This window comes from Kribbella sp. NPDC054772 (assembly GCF_053611945.1).
Genome location: NZ_JBSHBJ010000063.1, coordinates 1 through 16187, shown reverse-complemented (window position 1 = coordinate 16187; position 16187 = coordinate 1). Strand labels below are relative to the sequence as shown.

Genomic DNA, 16187 nt, shown 5'->3' with positions numbered 1-16187 from the left:
GGGGGCGGCGGCGGGCGGGGGGGTGTGTCGGCGTTCGTCGGCGGGGGGCGGCACCTCGACCCCGCCCGGCCGGCCCGCCGGGATCATGCTCTGATCGCACGCGGTCCGGACCGGTCTTGCTGCTTCAGGAGGCAAGCAGCAGTCTGAGCTTGTCCAGGCAGCGGCCGCGGATCGGGCCGATGCTGCCGATCGGGATCCCGATCGTCGCGGAGATCTCCGCGTACGGCGCCGGCGGGTCGGCCATCAGCATGCCGAGCAGCTGCTGCCAGCGGTCCGGCAAGCTCTCCAGGGCCCGTCGTACGTCGTCCGCGCGTTCACCGGCCAGCAGCTCGGCGTCGAGGTCCGGCTGGTCACCGGGGACCCCCTCGAACGCCGTGGCCTCGTAGGTCAGCAGCACGCGCTTGCGGAACGCCAGCACCCGCAGGCATTCCCGGCGCGTGGTGACGACCAGCCAGGCGCCGACCCGCTCGGGGTCGACGCGGTTGATGTGTTCGAGCAACCGCAGCCAGACCATCTGCGAGACGTCAGCGGCGTCGCTGTCGCTCAACCGGAAGCTGCGGGTCACGGCCCAGACGAGCCGCGCATAGTGGTCGACGAGCCGGCTCCAGGCACCCTGGTCGCCGGCTGCCGCCTGGACCACCAGAGTCGCCGCTTCGGACCGGGCGACGTCAGACCTCTCCAAGACAACAGTCACGAATTCCCCCCTCGGGAATGCACAGCCACGAAAACAAGCACCGCTCAGTACGCGCCGTCGCTCCCCAGGACCGCGCGTGCGGTTTTCCACAGGATCAGAAGGTCCAGTGCGATCGACCAGTTGTCGGCGTACCGCAGGTCGAGCCGCATCGACTCCTCCCAGGTCAGGTCGCTACGACCACTGACCTGCCACAGGCCGGTGAGGCCCGGCTTCACGAGCATCCGCCGCGCGTCGTCGATCTGGTACTGCGCCACCTCGGCGGGCAACGGCGGTCGCGGCCCGACCAGTGACATGTCCCCCCGGAGCACGTTCACCAGTTGCGGCAGCTCGTCGATCGAGAACCGGCGCAGATACCGGCCGACCTTCGTCACCCGCGGGTCGTCGCGGATCTTGAACAACACCCCGTTGCCGTCGCTCAGCGCGTGCAACTCGGCCTTGCGTTCCTCCGCGTCGGCGACCATCGTGCGGAACTTCAGCATCTGGAACGGCGCGCCGCCGCGCCCCACCCGGGTCTGCTTGAACAGCACCGGGCCGCGGCTGGTGAACTTCACCAGCACCGCCGTCACCAGCAGGATCGGGGCCACCGCGAACAGCAGCAGACACCCGACCACCCGGTCGAAGATGCTCTTCATCAGGTGCGGCCCACCGCTCACCGACGGCCGCTCCAGGTGCAGCAGCGACAGGCCGGCGACCGGGCGGATCGAGATCCGCGGACCGGCCACTTCGACGATGCCCGGTGAGACGATGAGCTCCACTCCGCGCTGTTCCAGTGCCCAGGACAGCTTGCGCAGCGAGTGTCCGGCCAACTCCGGGTCGGCGGCCACGGCGACTACCTCGACGTCGTACTGGTCGACCGCCGCCAGGATGTCCATCTCGGCCCGGCCCAACTGCTCCAGTCCGGCCTCCTCCAGCGCGTCTCCGCGCGGCAGGCAGCCGGCCACCACGATGTACCCGTCCGTCGGCCGTTCCTCGAGATGCCGGCGCAGTGTCGTCACCTGCTCGTTGCGTCCGACAACGAGCACCCTCCGCATACACCGTCCGGCAACCCGCCGCCAGGAGATCTGCCGATGCAGCACCCAGCGCCCGAACATCGCCGCCACACAGGTCGTCGGCACTGCCAGCACGACGAACCCACGAGCAACCTCGCTCTTGGTCGCGTAGGACGTGATCGCCACCAGGGCGGTCAGCGCCACCGCGGCCCGGATGATCGACCGGAACTCCTCCGGCCCGGTCCCGAAGTACCGCGCCTCGTAGCCCCGTTGCAGGGCCACACAGGCCAGCCAGGCGACCGGTAGCAGTGCGCCCAGCACGACGTACCCAAGGTTGATCTGGGCACCGAACCTGGCAATCAGTGCCAGTGACGCCCCGATCGCCCCCGCGCCGAGATCGGATGCCAGCGACGCCACGCGGTACTTCGCCACCCAACGCGCCTCGGTGTACCGCGCCGAGCGCGGTACCACTGCCGGTACTTCGTCCGGTACCACCCAGACCGGCCGACGGCGCTCCCCCGACGGCGCCGGCCGAAGGTCAGCCGGCTCGGCCAGTCCCTCCGGCATGACAAATTCAGTCACGCAAAGTCACCCCCCACAGGTGAAACCCGAAACCCCGTGACCAACCCACACCCCGTCACGGACCTCGTCCAAACGCCGCCCCCACAACGGCGTGATGCAGACAGTACTACGGGGATCGGGCGGACAACAGCACTGATGACGAGTGTTTACGCGGCCGCCACCGGACGCACGAAAAAGACCCCCGAGGCCCGTATTTCGCGGGTCCTGGGGGTCTGTTTCCGACTACTCGAGGTGATCAGCCGCCGGGTCGGGGTCGGACGATCGGAGTCGTGCGAGTCGTGCTGGTCGTGTTCTGGCTCAGCCCGCGATCAGGCCGTCGCCGCTGATCAGCTCGCGCATCTCGGCGAGCGAGCTGTCCGACGGGGGCAGGATGGCGTCGGAGTCGTGCAGTTCGTTGTCGGGCACCTTCTCACCGGACCGGACGAAGTCCAGCAGCGCGGCGAACGCGGCCTGGTACGCCGCCTGCTCGCCGGAGGACACCGCCTTCTCCAGGTCGCCGTCGACCGCGTTCAGCGCGTCCAGCTTCTCGTCGGCCAGTCGCCACTGACCTTCACCCATGATGCGAACGATCACCGAACATCTCCGTCCTGAGGTCGCACCGGCTCCGTCACCGGCTGCTGCACTGGCTGGGCGGGCTGCTGAGCGGCTTGCTGAGTGGACTGCTGGGCCTCACCGGAGAGCTCCTTCGGCGCGCCGCCGCCGGAGAGCTGGGCCTTCATCGCGGCCAGCTCGTTCTCCACGTCGGAGCCGGACGACATCCGGTCCAGCTCCAGGCTGATGTTGTCCTTCACCGTGCCGCTGGCGTCGTCGAGCGCGCCGGAGGCGAGCAGCTCGTCGATCGCACCGGCCCGGGCTTGCATCTGCTGGGTCTTGTCCTCGGCGCGTTGCACCGCGAGGCCGACGTCGCTCATCTCCTCGGAGATGCCGGAGAAGGCCTCGTTGATCCGGGTCTGCGCCTCGGCCGCGGTGTAGGTGGCCTTGATGGTCTCCTTGCGGGTCCGGAAGGACTCGACCTTGGCCTGCAGCCGCTGGGAGGCGAGCGTCAGCTTCTCCTCCTCGCCCTGCAGCTGCGCGTGCTGCGTCTGCAGGTCGTCGATCTGGCCCTGCAGGCCGGACTTGCGGGTCAGGGCCTCGCGGGCCAGGTCCTCGCGGCCCATCGAGAGCGCCTTCTGCGCCTGCTCCTGCAGCTTGGCCGACTGGGACTGCAACTGGGAGGCCTGCAGCTCCACCCGCTTGCGGCTGGTGGCGACGTCGGCCACCCCACGCCGCACCTTCTGCAGCAGCTCCAGCTGCTTCTGATACGAGTAGTCAAGGGTTTCGCGAGGATCCTCGGCCTTGTCCAGGGCGGAGTTCGCCTTGGCCTTGAAGATCGTCGACATCCGCTTGAAGATGCTCATCGATATCCGTACCCCTTCTGTGCCGGAGTGACGACCCGGCGTGCGTGCCATCCACCCTATGTCCCACCGGGTCACCACACCATCAGGACAGGCCCCGATAAAGTGGTGCCCAGGTCCGGGGACCACCCCGACTCGCGACCTGCCCTGCGAATGAGGTTCTGACCCCGTGTTCCGTCGTACCAAGTCTGAGACAGATACCACCGTACCCGCCGAGTCCCAGGGCAAGCCGGGCGGCAAGGGACGGCCGACGCCGAGCCGCAAGGAGGCGGAGGCGGCCCGCAAGGCCGCCTTCAAGAAGCCGGCCAACCGCCGGGAGGCCTCGGCGATCCGCCGGGAGAAGATGCGGACCGAGCGGGCCAAGATGCAGTCGGCCATGCAGACCGGCGACGACCGGTATCTGCCGGCCGCCGACAAGGGCCCGGTCAAGCGGTTCGCCCGGGACTATGTGGACGCCCGCTACTCGGTGATGGAGTTCGCGCTGCCGATCCTGCTGGTGGTCTCGCTGGTCGGCGTGGTGTTCTCGCGGCAGTTCCTCTGGCTGGCCGGCGTCGTGAACCTGCTGTTCCTGGCGATGATCCTGCTGATCGCGGCGGACTGGTTCCTGCTCACCGCGGGGCTGAAGAAGCAGGTCGCGATCAAGTACCCGAAGGAGTCCACCAAGGGTCTCGGGTTCTACGCGGTCCGGCGGACCATGCAGATGCGCCGCTGGCGGCTGCCGAAGCCGATGGTGAAGCGCGGCGAGAAGCCGTCCTGACCCGCGCCGAGCGGGGTTGGCCAGTAGGGTCAGGGGTATGGACTTCCGCTATCTGGGCAACAGTGGTCTCAAGGTCAGCGAGATCTCGTACGGCAACTGGCTGACGCACGGCTCCCAGGTGGAGAACGAGCAGGCCCGGGCCTGCGTGCGGGCGGCCCTGGAGGCCGGCATCACGACGTTCGACACCGCCGACACCTACGCCAACACCAAGGCCGAGTCGGTGCTCGGCGAGGCACTGGCCGGCGAGCGCCGCGAGTCGCTGGAGATCTTCACCAAGGTCTACTGGCCGACCGGTCCCGGCGGACCGAACGACACCGGCCTGTCCCGCAAGCACATCCACGAGTCGATCAACGCCTCCCTGAAGCGGCTGCAGACCGAGTACGTCGACCTGTACCAGGCGCACCGCTTCGACACCGAGACGCCGCTCGAGGAGACGATGGAGGCCTTCGCCGACGTCGTCCGGCAGGGCAAGGCGCTGTACATCGGCGTCTCGGAGTGGACCGCGGAGCAGCTGCAGGAGGGCCACCGGCTGGCCCGCGAGCTGCGCATCCCGTTCGTCTCCAACCAGCCGCAGTACTCGATGCTGTGGCGGGTCATCGAGGGCGAGGTCGTGCCGGCGTCGGAGGAGCTCGGCATCGGCCAGGTGGTGTTCTCACCGATCGCGCAGGGCGTGCTCACCGGTAAGTACCTGCCCGGTCAGCAGCCGCCGGAGGGCTCCCGGGCCACCGACGCCAACGGCGCCAACATGATCAAGCGGTTCCTCAACGACGACGTGCTCGGCCGGGTGCAGGAGCTGAAACCACTCGCCGCGGAGGCCGGCCTCGAGCTGTCCCAGCTGGCGATCGCCTGGGTGCTGCAGAACCCGAACGTCTCCTCGGCCATCATCGGCGCCTCCCGGCCCGAGCAGGTGACGGAGAACGTGAAGGCCTCCGGCGTGAAGCTGGACGACGCGCTGCTGAAGCGGATCGACGAGGTGCTCGGCCACATCGTCGAGCGCGACCCGGCGAAGACCGCGCAGAACGCCCCGCAGAAGCGGCCGAACTCGTGAGCTGGAGCTGGCGGTTCGAGACCGCGAGCGGCGCGCTGGTCGACCCGGGTGAGGTCGGCGGCGCGGACTTCTCGGCGCAGGGTGACGCCGAGAGCTGGCTGGGTGAGGTCTGGCGCGATCTGGCCGACCGCGGCGTCGGCCAGGTGTACCTGCTGGAGGACGGCCGGGAAGTGTACGGCCCGATGAGTTTGTCGAGCGCCGAGTAGAGGTCGGAGTAGAGTTCGGTCGAACCACACGCCTGCGTCACAGGGAAGCCGGTCCGAGTCCGGCGCTGACCCGCAACCGTAGGCCACCCTCGACCCGCAAGGGTCAGGGTGGCGAGCCGGAACACTGTGACGCAGGCAGTCAGGCTCAACTACCCGCCGTGGCCCGCGGGTGGAGCCCCACCCTGCCGGTGCAGGCGGGACCTCCTCCACCGGGCTGCGGCCCGACCGAGGACTCATCATGACTGCACCTCTCCCGGCGCACTTCACAGCGCACTTCAGGGGGCACCGCCGGACCGTACGACTGGTCCTCAGCCTGCTGGCGGGTTTCCTGCTGGCGGGGACCGTCGCCACCACCGCCGGCGCTGCCACCGCCGAGGACGGCTACCGCTTCTGGGGCTACTACCAGTGGACGAACGGCCAGTGGGCGTTCTCCCAGAAGGGCGCCGACGCCTACGTCCCCGCGGACGGGGGCGTCGAGGGCTGGCGGTTCGCCGTCGGCGGCGCCAAGCCGCGGGTACCGCGGGCCGCGGGCGACTTCGACGCGATCTGTGGCAAGACCCCGGCCGAGACCGGCAAGAAGCGGGTCGCCGTGGTCGTCGACCCCGGGACGCCGGAGGACGCGGTCTCCGGTGAGACACCGCCCGCGGCGACCGGCACCTGCGTCGTGACGGACGCGACGGCGAACGGCGCGAAGATCCTCGCCGCGGTCGCACCGGTCCGGATCGAGAAGGGTCTGACCTGCGGGGTCGCCGGCTACCCGTCGAAGGGCTGCGGCGACCAGGTGAAGAACATCAAGGTCCCCGCCACTGATGCACAGGTCACTCTCCAGATCGCTGCGGCCGTCGGCTCGACCGCGACTCCGGCCGCCAGCACCAAGGACGACGGCGGTGGGACCCCGTGGACCGGGATCATCATCGCGGCGATCGTCGTCGTACTGCTGGCTGGTGGCGGGTTCGTCCTCAACCGCCGTCGTACCGCGGCCAAGTAAGCGGCTAGGTCATGCGCGCCGTCGACAGCCTCACGCTCCCCCGGGCACTCCACCCGGGGGCCTGGTGGCTGTGGGCGCTGTGCATGGCGGTAGCGGCCAGCAGGACCCGGAACCCGGTCCTGCTGGTCCTCATCCTGGCTGTCACCGGATTCGTGGTGTCAGCGCGCCGCAGCGACGCTCCGTGGGCGCACAGCTTCACCGCGTTCCTGAAGCTCGGTCTGCTCGTCATCGCCGTCCGGGTAGTACTGCAGGCACTGTTGTCCACGCGCTCGCAGGGCAACACGATCCTGTTCACACTGCCGCAGATCCCCCTGCCCGCGTGGGCCGCCGGCGTGAAGCTGGGCGGTGAGGTGAGCGCCGAGGCACTCCTGACCGCCCTGTACGACGGTGCGCAGCTCGCCGTCATGCTCTGCTGCGTCGGCGCGGCCAACGCACTGGCCAGCCCACGGCGGCTACTGAAGTCGTTGCCCGGGGCCCTGTACGAGATGGGCGTGGCCTGCGTGGTGGCGCTGACGTTCGCACCGCAACTGGTGACAGACGGCCGCCGCGTCCGCGCTGCCCGCCGCCTCCGCGGCCGCACGCGCGCATCCTTCCGTACGACGGCCATGCCGGTCCTCGAAGGCGCTCTGGACCGCTCGGTCGAGCTCGCCGCCGCAATGGACTCCCGAGGCTACGGTCGTACGGCACATGCACCGCGAGCGCAGCGTCGACTCACAGCGCTCTGCGTGCTGCTAGGGCTCCTCGGGATCCTGCTCGGCGTCTACGCGCTGCTGACCGACTCGATGGCCTTCCCACTCGCGGGCGGTGCGTTGACTGTCGGCGTACTGCTGGCAATAGGTGCCATGGCGATCGGACGCCAGCGGGTCGCGCGGACACGGTACCGGCCCGATCCGTGGGCGCTGCCCGAGTGGCTTGTCGTCATGGCCGGTGCGGCGGCTGCGGGCGTGATGGTGGGCGCCGCGGTCCGTGGCGTGCACGGTCTGCTGCTTCCCGGGCCGTTGGTGGTCCCACCGGTGCCAGTGCTACCGGTTGTCGGCGTACTGATCGGACTGGTGCCCGCGCTGGCCGCGCCGCCGTTGAAGAAGGCGGTCGCATGATCGAGTTCGACCAGGTGACAGTGACGTACGACGGCGCTCGGGCGCCGGCGCTGCGGGACGTGAGCTTCACCGTGCCCGAAGGCGAGCTGGCGCTGGTTATCGGGCGCACCGGCTCCGGCAAGTCCACGTTGCTCCGGGCAATCAACGGACTGGTACCGCACTTCACCGGCGGCACCCTGACCGGCCGGGTACTGGTCGACGGCCGGGACACCCGGGAGCACCGCCCGCGGGACCTCGCCGACGTGGTCGGGATGGTCGGACAGGACCCGATGGCCGGGTTCGTCACCGACACGGTCGAGGACGAACTGGCGTACAGCATGGAGTCGCTCGGTGTGGCGTCGGACGTGATGCGGCGGCGGGTCGAGGAGACGCTGGACCTGCTGGGGCTGGCCGACGTACGGGACCGCGCGCTGAGCTCGTTGTCGGGTGGCCAGCGGCAGCGGACCGCTATCGGGGCAGCGCTGACCTCTCACCCCGCAGTGCTCGTGCTGGACGAGCCCACGTCGGCGCTGGACCCGCAGGCGGCCGAGGAGGTGCTGGCCGCGCTGCAGCGACTGGTGCACGACCTGGGCGTCACGGTGGTCATGGCTGAGCACCGACTCGAGCGAGTGGTCCAGTACGCCGACCGAGTGATCGAAGTACCTGGTGGTGCTGGCGCGGTGTCGACTGGACTGCCGGCCGAGCGGATGGTGAACGCACCAGTCGCGCCGCCGGTCGTAGAGCTGGGCCGGCTGGCTGGATGGTCACCTCTCCCCCTGTCTGTTCGGGATGCACGGCGGGCTGCGGTGACCATGCGGGGCCAGCTGGACTCGACTGCGCCGGCACGGCCGACAGCTGCACTGGGTGCGGAACTGGCGCGCTGCACCGACCTGGTCGTTGGCTATGGCGAGGTCATGGCACTGCGTGGGGTTTCGCTGACCGTGAAGGCCGGCGAAGTCGTCGCTCTGATGGGCCGCAACGGTGCAGGTAAGTCGACACTGCTGAACGCACTGGTGGGGATCGTGCCAGTCCGGTCCGGTACGGCGACTGCGGCCGGCGCGGACCCACGACGTACCAAGCCGGATCGGTTGGTCAAGGCGGTCGGACTGGTGCCGCAGGAGCCGGCTGACTTGCTCTACTCCGCCACAGTGGCCGACGAGTGCGCCAACGCCGACGCCGACTTCAAGGTGCCCGCGGGACGTTGCCGGGCGCTGCTCGAGCGGCTGGCGCCGGATGTCTCGCTGGAGTTGCACCCGCGGGATCTGTCCGAGGGACAGCGGCTGTGTCTGGCGTTGGCCGTCGTACTGTGCGGTGCGCCGCCGTTGCTGCTGCTGGACGAGCCGACGCGTGGACTGGACTACGGCGCCAAGCGACGGCTGGTGTCGATTCTGCGTGAGCTCGCAGCTGCAGGTCACGCAGTGGTGCTGTCGACGCATGACGTGGAGATGGTGGCCGAGGTAGCCACCCGCGTGATGGTGCTCGCGGACGGCGACCTGGTGAGCGACGGCGAGACGGCGGAGGTGATCGCCGGCTCCCCCGCGTTCGCGCCGCAGGTCGCGAAGATCCTGGCACCGTTGCCGTTCCTGACCGTCGGCGAGGTCGCCGACGCCCTGGGCCGCGCATCGTGAGACTCATCCAGCTGAAGCCACGGAGCACGCTCGCGCTACTGGTCGCGTCGCTCGTCGGCGTCCTCGCCTTCGCCTGGCCGTTGTTCTTCCGGACGGCGCAGGAGGGCGCGTCCGCGATCGGGCACACGACGGACGCTCCGTGGCTGTTCGTCCTGCTGCTCCCGTTGCTGGTGGCCGTCGTCCTCGCGGAGCTGTCCGAGTCCGGGATCGACGCGAAGGTGATCTCGCTGGTCGGCATGCTCGCGGCGGTCGGCGCAGCCCTACGTGCCCTCGGCCCAGGTACGGCGGGACTCGAGCCGGGCTTTTTCCTGCTCGTACTGGCAGGACGCGCGTTCGGCGCCGGGTTCGGCTTTGTCCTCGGTGCGGTGTCGTTGCTCGGCGGAGCGCTCATCAGCGGCGGGGTCGGGCCGTGGATGCCGTTCCAGATGTTCGCGTGCGCGTGGGTGGGGTGCCTCGCCGGGCTCCTGCCGCGAGCCGGCGGGCGACTGGAGTTGCTCCTGCTCGCGGCGTACTCGCTGGTGTCGGGCGTGCTGTACGGCGTGATCATGAACCTGTGGTTCTGGCCGTACGCGACGTTCGGCAGCAACTTCTCGTTCGTGCCGGGCGACGACCTGGCGGAGAACCTGCACCGGTACCTCCTGTTCGTGGTGGCGACGTCGCTCGGCTGGGACATCCCGCGCGGGATCCTGTCCGCGATGCTGGTGCTGACGCTCGGACGGCCGATGCTGAACGCCTTCCGGCGTACCGCCAGGAAGGCGGCCTTCGAGGCGCCGGTGGTTTTCGAGTCCAGGAGGGGCAATGACTGATCAGCGCACGTTGGTCCTCGGCGGCGCGCGCTCCGGTAAGTCGATCGCCGCCGAGCGCCTGCTGTCCGCCGTACCCGACGTCGTGTACGTCGCGACCGGCGGAAACGACTCGGGCAACGCCGAGTGGGCCGCCCGTGTCGCCATCCACCAGACCCGCCGGCCCGCCTCCTGGGGCCTCGCCGAGACGATCGACCTCGTCCCGCTGCTCGAGTCGGCCGGCCCTCCCCTGCTGATCGACTGCCTGACCCTCTGGCTCTCGCGCACCATGGACGACGTCGATGTCTGGTCCGACTTGTCCCGCGCCGACCTCGTCGAGCAGCGCATCGCCGGGCTCGCCGCCGCCTGGTCGGCGACACCCCGCCACGTGGTTGCCGTCAGCAACGACGTCGGCTCCGGCATCGTCCCCGCCGACCCCGGCACCCGGCTGTTCCGCGACCTGATGGGCCGGTTGAACACCACCATCTCACTGGCGTCCGACCAGGTCCTGTGGACAGTGGCCGGCCGAACCCTCCCACTGACATGACGCTCGACGCGCTCCGGTTGTCCTTCGGCACCCTGACGGTGCTCCCCGCCGGAATGCCTTCCCGGGTTGACCGAACGGTGGGAGGACGAGCGATGATCCTCGGCCCGCTCGTCGGCGCCGTGGTGGGCGGATTCGCAGCCGGCGTGGTCGCACTCGTACAACTCGTCCGACCGGACGCGGACCTGCTGGCCGCCGTTCTCGGCATCCTGGTCGTCGCCGGGATGTCCGGCGCCCTGCACCTCGACGGGCTGGCCGACTTCGCCGACGCCCTCGGCAGCCGCCGGGATCGCGAGACGATGCTCCGGATCATGAAGCAGAGCGACATCGGCCCGTTCGGTGTGGTCGCGATCGTCGGCGTACTGCTGCTCGACGTCGCCGGGCTGACCGCGTGTCTCCAGGCCGGTTTCGGCTGGCAAGCCGTCCTGATCACCACCACCGCGAGCCGCCTGACCCTCCCCTGGTCCTGCCGCACGTCGGTCCCCGCCGCCCGCCCCGACGGTCTCGGAAACGTCGTCGCCGGCACCGTCAGCCCCGGTACGGCGGCTCTCGCGACTGTCGTCGTACTGGCGGCAACGCTCGTCCTGACCTGGCCCGAGCCGGCTCGCATCGCAGGTGCTATCGCGGCCGTCCTTTTAGCCGTCCTCACCAGCTTTCAGACCACCCGCCGAGCCCGGTCGGCGTTGGGTGGCAGCACCGGTGACGTCCTCGGCGCGACCGTCGAGCTGGCCCTCCCCGTAGCGCTGCTGACACTCGCCCTGACCGTGTGAGCGCTCACCTCCAGCAGCCCGTGCGGCGAGTGGTCTACTGTCGCCGATGGAACGTTCCAGTGGGGTACTGACGGCGAGGTTGCGGATGAGGTTTCTGGTTCACGAGCGGTGGGCGGCCGCGCACGCCCCGCGATCCGTTATCTTTATGTAATGAACGCAACCCGCCCGGCGCCGGGCTCGCAGGCTTCGCTGCGCGAAGCCAACCGTGCGCGCGTTCTCGGCGTGGTCCGCGAGCACGGCCCACTGACCCAGGTCGAGATCGCCGCCGCGTCCGGCCTGTCCGCCGCCACCGTGTCGAACATGGTCCGGGAGCTGGACCAGGCCGGCATGGTGGGCCTGTCCCGCAGCATCCGCAACGGCCGCCGAGCCGTGCTGGTCTCCCTCGCGTCAGGCGGTGGACTGCTGGCCGGGATCACCTTCGGCGAGCGTGATGTCCGGGTCGCGATCGCCAACGAGTCGGGCGAGATCCTCACCCGGCAACTGATGCCACTGCAGGCCGACCACGTCGCCGACGACGGCATGGAGCGCGCCGCGCGGCTGCTCGCCGACCTGGCCGAGACGGTCGCCTCCGGCGTCGAGGACGTCTCCGCGATCGGGTTCGGGCTGCCGATGCCGGTCGACTCGGTGAGCGGCGAGGCCGGTTCCGACGCAGTGCTCCCCGGCTGGCGCGGCGTCAACGTGGCCGAGGCGATGTCCGGCTATCTGCGCGCCCCGGTCGCGCTCGACAACACCGCGAACCTCGCGGCCCTGGGCGAACTGCGAGCCGGCGCGCTCCGCGGCGTACGCAACGGCTGCTACCTGAAGTTCTCCTACGGCGTCGGCGCCGGCCTGGTGATCGACGGCGAGGTCTTCCGCGGTTCGGCCGGTACGGCGGGCGAAATCGGGCACGTCACGATCGACGAGAACGGCCCGATCTGCCGGTGTGGCAACCGCGGCTGCCTGGACACGTTCGTCGGTTCGCGGGCGCTGATCAACAGCCTCGCCGCGTCCCACGGACCCCTGCGTCTGAAGGACATCGTGACCCGCGCGCAGGGCGGCGACCTCGGCTGCCGCCGGGTGATCGAGGACGCCGGCCGCCGGGTCGGTGTCGCGGTCGCCGGCGTGGTGAACCTGCTCAACCCGGAGGTCGTCGTGGTCGGCGGCCTGATGGCCGAAGCCGGCGAACTCATCCTCGCGCCGTTGCGCGAGGCGCTCGACCGGTGCGCGATCCCGAGTGCCGCGGCGACCGTCGAACTGCGGTCCGCCGAGCTCGGCGACGAGGCCGACATCGTCGGCGCAATCCAGCGCGCGTCGGTGTTGAGTCACACCAATATCTCCATTTCTTGAATTCAAGTCTTGACGCCAAGACACCGGCGGGTTTGACTTCGGGACAGGCCAATCGGGGCCGTCTCGTCAAGGAGCCGCCATATGTCCGTCTCAGCAACCCGTCTCGTCGGCCTCGGCATCGCCGTCTCGGCCCTCGCTGTCTCCCTGGTGGCCTGCGGCTCGAACGACTCCGGCAGCGGTGGCGGCAGCGCGAAGAAGATCGCGCTGCTCCTCCCCGAGTCGAAGACCACCCGGTACGAGGCGCTCGACCGCCCGCTGTTCACCGAAGCCCTGAAGGCGGCCTGCGGTAACTGCGAACTGATCTACAGCAACGCCGACCAGGACGCCGCCAAGCAGCAACAGCAGGCCGAGGCCGCACTCACCCAGGGCGCGAACGTGCTGGTGCTCGACCCGGTCGACGGCAAGGCCGCCGCCGCGGTCGCCAGCTCCGCGAAGGGCCAGAACGTCCCGGTGGTCGCCTACGACCGGTTCATCGAGAACGCCGACTACTACGTGTCGTTCGAGAACGAGGCGGTCGGCAAGCTGCAGGCGCAGACCCTGCTCGACACCCTGAAGGCGGCCGGCACGACGTCCGGCAACCTCGCGATGATCAACGGCTCGCCGACCGACCCGAACGCGGCCGACTTCAAGAAAGGCGCGCACAGCGTGCTCGACTCCAGCGGCTTCAAGGTCGCCGCCGAGTTCGACACCCCGGACTGGAGCCCGGACAAGGCGCAGGCCTGGATGGAGGGCCAGCTCAGCGCGATCAAGAACGGCCTGGTGGGCGTGTACGCCGCCAACGACGGCACCGCCGGCGGCGCGATCGAGGCCCTTAAGGGTGGTGGCGTGAAGCCGCTGCCGCCGGTCACCGGTCAGGACGCGGAGCTCGCCGCCATCCAGCGGATCGTCGCCGGCGACCAGGCGATGACCATCTACAAGGCCGTCAAGCCGCAGGCCGAGGCCGCCGCGAAGGGCGCGGTCGCACTGGCAGGAGGTGACAAGCCGGAGTCCACCACCGAGAAGAGCGGCGTACCGTCGACGATCCTCGACCCGGTCGCGGTCACCAAGGCCAACATCAAGGACACGGTTGTCAAGGACAACATCTACCAGATCTCCGATATCTGCACCGCTGCCTTCGCCGCCGCCTGCACGGCCGCAGGTCTGTCCAGCAACTGACTTCGCCGGGATCATGGCCTGAACGCAAAGCCCAGGAGGCTGATCGTGTGACTGTTACCCCGGCTCCTCTCGACGTCGGCGCCGGCACGGTGCTGAACCTGCAGGGGATCTCCAAGCGATTCGGCGCCGTCCAGGCCCTGAAGAACATCGAGCTGGACGTCCGGGCCGGTGAGGTGCTGGCGCTGGTCGGCGACAACGGCGCCGGCAAGTCCACGCTGGTGAAGACCATCGCCGGCGTCTACACCGCCGACCACGGCACCATGGTGTTCGACGGCCAGGTGGTCCGCGTCGGCAGCCCGGCCGAGGCGCAGCAGCTCGGCATCGCCACCGTGTTCCAGGACCTGGCCCTCTGCGACAACCTGGACGTGGTCGCGAACCTGTACCTCGGCCGCGAGCTCCGTCAGGGTCGCGTGCTGGACGAGGTCGAGATGGAACGCCAGTCCTGGGAGCTGCTCCGGCAGCTGTCCGCGAAGATCCCGTCGGTCCGGATCCCGGTCGCCAGCCTGTCGGGCGGCCAGCGGCAGACCGTCGCGATCGCCCGCAGCCTGCTCGGCCGGCCCAAGGTCGTGATGCTCGACGAACCCACCGCGGCCCTCGGCGTCGCTCAGACCGCCGAGGTCCTCAACCTGGTCGAACGGCTCCGCGAGCGCGATCTGGCCGTGATCCTGATCAGTCACAACATGGCCGACGTGATGGCGGTCGCCGACCGGGTCGCGGTCCTGCGCCTCGGCCGCAACAACGGCGTCTTCGTGGTCAGCGAGACCAGGACGCAGGACATCATCGCCGCCATCACCGGCGCGACCGACAACGCGGTCTCCGAGCGCGCCGCTCGCCGGAACCGGGAGGAGGGCCCCGCGTCATGACGCTGCGTGCCGAAACGAACGGAAGTACCCCGCTGCCGGCCGACCTGCAGGACGAGCGGCTGATCGCGAGCAACGGCTTCAGTGGCGCCGTCTCCGCGTTCACCGCCCGGCTGCGCTCCGGCGACCTCGGCTCGGTCCCGGTGGTGGTCGGCCTGATCATCATCTGGGCGGTCTTCCAGATCGCGAACAGCTCGTTCCTGTCCAGCCGCAACCTGGTGAACCTCACCCTGCAGACCACGTCGGTCGGGGTGATTGCCCTCGGCATCGTCCTGGTCCTGCTGCTCGGAGATCGACCTCTCGGTCGGCTCCGTCAGCGGTCTGGCCGCCGCGGTCCTCGGCGTCACGTTCGTCAACAAGGGCTGGCCGCTCGTTCTGTCCCTCGTCGTCGGCGTCGCGGTCGGCCTGCTGATCGGCCTGTTCTACGGGCTGCTCTACACCCGCTTCGGCGTACCGAGTTTCGTCATCACCTTGGCCGGTCTGCTCGGGTTCCTCGGGTTGCAGCTGCTGGTGCTCGGCAAAGAGGGTTCACTGAACCTTCCGTACGACTCGGCGCTCGTCGGGTTCGCCACGCGCAGCTTCCTCTCCCCCGCACTTGCCTATGCGCTGGTCGCGGTCGTGGTCGCGGTGTACGCACTCTCCCGCGTGCGTGCCCGCTCGGCCCGCGCCGCGGCTGGCCTCTCGACTGCGCCGACGTCGATGATCGCGATCAAGACCGCCGCGCTCGCCGCCGTACTGCTGATTCCGGTGGTCGCGCTGAACGGCGACCGGGGCATCTCGGCGATGTTCCTGCTGTTCCTGGCCCTTGTCGTCGGCACCGACCTGACGGTACGTCGTACCCGCTGGGGCCGCTCGATCATCGCGGTCGGTGGCAACGTCGAAGCCGCGCGGCGGGCCGGTATCAATGTCCGCGGCATCTACCTGTCGGTCTTCGCGGCCTGCTCCACTTTCGCCGCCGTCGGCGGTCTGCTCGCGGCGGCCCGGCTGGTCGCGGTGAACCAGAGCAGCGGTGGCGCGGACACCAACCTGAACGCGATCGCCGCCGCCGTCATCGGTGGCACCAGCCTGTTCGGTGGCCGCGGCTCGGCGTACTCCGCATTGCTCGGTGCGCTGGTGATCATCTCGATCTCCAACGGCCTGGCCCTGCTCAGCCTGAACTCCAACGTCCGCTACATGGTCACCGCCGGCGTCCTGCTGATCGCCGTCACCATCGACTCCCTGAGCCGCCGCAGCCGCCAGGCCCACGGCCGCGCATAGCTAATCGGCCGAAGACACAAGAAAGCCCCCGTCGCCGGGCGGGTTCATGCGGTCCTCGCAACACCTCGATTTGAGGAGTTGCGGGGACCGTGTCGTTTTCGGAGGAGTTGGCCGGCCTGTTGAGGTTGGTG

The 16187-nt window shown here is 69.6% G+C and carries 17 protein-coding genes; 13 read left to right on the top strand and 4 right to left on the bottom strand.

Features of this window, described 5'->3' with window-relative positions:
* Positions 1-124 precede the first annotated feature (124 nt).
* From ACWGID_RS41170 to ACWGID_RS41155, 4 genes are all read right to left on the bottom strand, one after another.
* Positions 125-694, bottom strand: a complete 570-nt coding sequence (locus ACWGID_RS41170) for an RNA polymerase sigma factor (RefSeq protein WP_452204850.1) — start codon at positions 692-694, stop codon at positions 125-127.
* 44 nt (positions 695-738) lie between these two features.
* A complete protein-coding gene (locus ACWGID_RS41165) occupies positions 739-2265 on the bottom strand; it encodes a sugar transferase (protein WP_452204849.1) in 1527 nt (508 codons plus the stop codon).
* Between the two features lie 297 nt (positions 2266-2562).
* The gene (gene pspAA, locus ACWGID_RS41160; RefSeq protein WP_452204847.1) at positions 2563-2838 is read right to left on the bottom strand and encodes a PspA-associated protein PspAA; all 276 of its coding nucleotides are present in this window, start codon (positions 2836-2838) and stop codon (positions 2563-2565) included.
* A complete protein-coding gene (locus ACWGID_RS41155) occupies positions 2835-3662 on the bottom strand; it encodes a PspA/IM30 family protein (RefSeq protein ID WP_452204845.1) in 828 nt (275 codons plus the stop codon). The genes pspAA and ACWGID_RS41155 overlap by 4 nt, the downstream gene beginning before the upstream one ends.
* Positions 3663-3828: 166 nt before the next feature.
* Here ACWGID_RS41155 and ACWGID_RS41150 point away from each other — a divergent pair, with 166 nt between their 5' ends.
* The 13 genes from ACWGID_RS41150 (at position 3829) to ACWGID_RS41090 (ending at position 16056) form a co-directional block, all read left to right on the top strand.
* Positions 3829-4416: a DUF3043 domain-containing protein gene (locus ACWGID_RS41150; RefSeq protein ID WP_452204843.1), complete on the top strand. Its 588-nt coding sequence runs from the start codon at positions 3829-3831 to the stop codon at positions 4414-4416.
* A 37-nt stretch (positions 4417-4453) separates the two neighbouring features.
* A complete protein-coding gene (locus ACWGID_RS41145) occupies positions 4454-5464 on the top strand; it encodes an aldo/keto reductase family protein (RefSeq protein ID WP_452204841.1) in 1011 nt (336 codons plus the stop codon).
* Positions 5461-5670, top strand: a complete 210-nt coding sequence (locus ACWGID_RS41140) for a hypothetical protein (protein WP_452204839.1) — start codon at positions 5461-5463, stop codon at positions 5668-5670. The genes ACWGID_RS41145 and ACWGID_RS41140 overlap by 4 nt, the downstream gene beginning before the upstream one ends.
* Before the next feature lie 238 nt (positions 5671-5908).
* On the top strand, positions 5909-6658 hold the full coding sequence (locus ACWGID_RS41135; RefSeq protein WP_452204837.1) for an SCO2322 family protein: 750 nt from the start codon (positions 5909-5911) through the stop codon (positions 6656-6658).
* An 11-nt stretch (positions 6659-6669) separates the two neighbouring features.
* The gene (locus ACWGID_RS41130; RefSeq protein ID WP_452204835.1) at positions 6670-7755 is read left to right on the top strand and encodes an energy-coupling factor transporter transmembrane protein EcfT; all 1086 of its coding nucleotides are present in this window, start codon (positions 6670-6672) and stop codon (positions 7753-7755) included.
* Positions 7752-9362, top strand: coding sequence for an ABC transporter ATP-binding protein (locus ACWGID_RS41125; protein WP_452204834.1), 1611 nt, complete (start codon positions 7752-7754; stop codon positions 9360-9362). The genes ACWGID_RS41130 and ACWGID_RS41125 overlap by 4 nt, the downstream gene beginning before the upstream one ends.
* Positions 9359-10168: an ECF transporter S component gene (locus ACWGID_RS41120; RefSeq protein WP_452204832.1), complete on the top strand. Its 810-nt coding sequence runs from the start codon at positions 9359-9361 to the stop codon at positions 10166-10168. The genes ACWGID_RS41125 and ACWGID_RS41120 overlap by 4 nt, the downstream gene beginning before the upstream one ends.
* On the top strand, positions 10161-10691 hold the full coding sequence (locus ACWGID_RS41115) for a bifunctional adenosylcobinamide kinase/adenosylcobinamide-phosphate guanylyltransferase (RefSeq protein WP_452204830.1): 531 nt from the start codon (positions 10161-10163) through the stop codon (positions 10689-10691). The genes ACWGID_RS41120 and ACWGID_RS41115 overlap by 8 nt, the downstream gene beginning before the upstream one ends.
* Entirely contained in the window at positions 10688-11458 is a 771-nt protein-coding gene (cobS, locus tag ACWGID_RS41110; RefSeq protein ID WP_452204828.1) for an adenosylcobinamide-GDP ribazoletransferase, read from the top strand. Before ACWGID_RS41115 ends, cobS begins: the two co-directional genes overlap by 4 nt.
* Positions 11459-11608: 150 nt before the next feature.
* Positions 11609-12784 carry an ROK family transcriptional regulator gene (locus ACWGID_RS41105; protein WP_452204826.1) on the top strand — a complete coding sequence of 392 codons (1176 nt, stop codon included), beginning with the start codon at positions 11609-11611 and terminating at the stop codon, positions 12782-12784.
* 81 nt (positions 12785-12865) lie between these two features.
* Entirely contained in the window at positions 12866-13939 is a 1074-nt protein-coding gene (locus tag ACWGID_RS41100; protein WP_452204824.1) for a substrate-binding domain-containing protein, read from the top strand.
* 47 nt (positions 13940-13986) lie between these two features.
* The gene (locus tag ACWGID_RS41095) at positions 13987-14802 is read left to right on the top strand and encodes an ATP-binding cassette domain-containing protein (protein ID WP_452204822.1); all 816 of its coding nucleotides are present in this window, start codon (positions 13987-13989) and stop codon (positions 14800-14802) included.
* 252 nt (positions 14803-15054) lie between these two features.
* A complete protein-coding gene (locus ACWGID_RS41090; protein WP_452204820.1) occupies positions 15055-16056 on the top strand; it encodes an ABC transporter permease subunit in 1002 nt (333 codons plus the stop codon).
* Positions 16057-16187 lie beyond the last annotated feature (131 nt).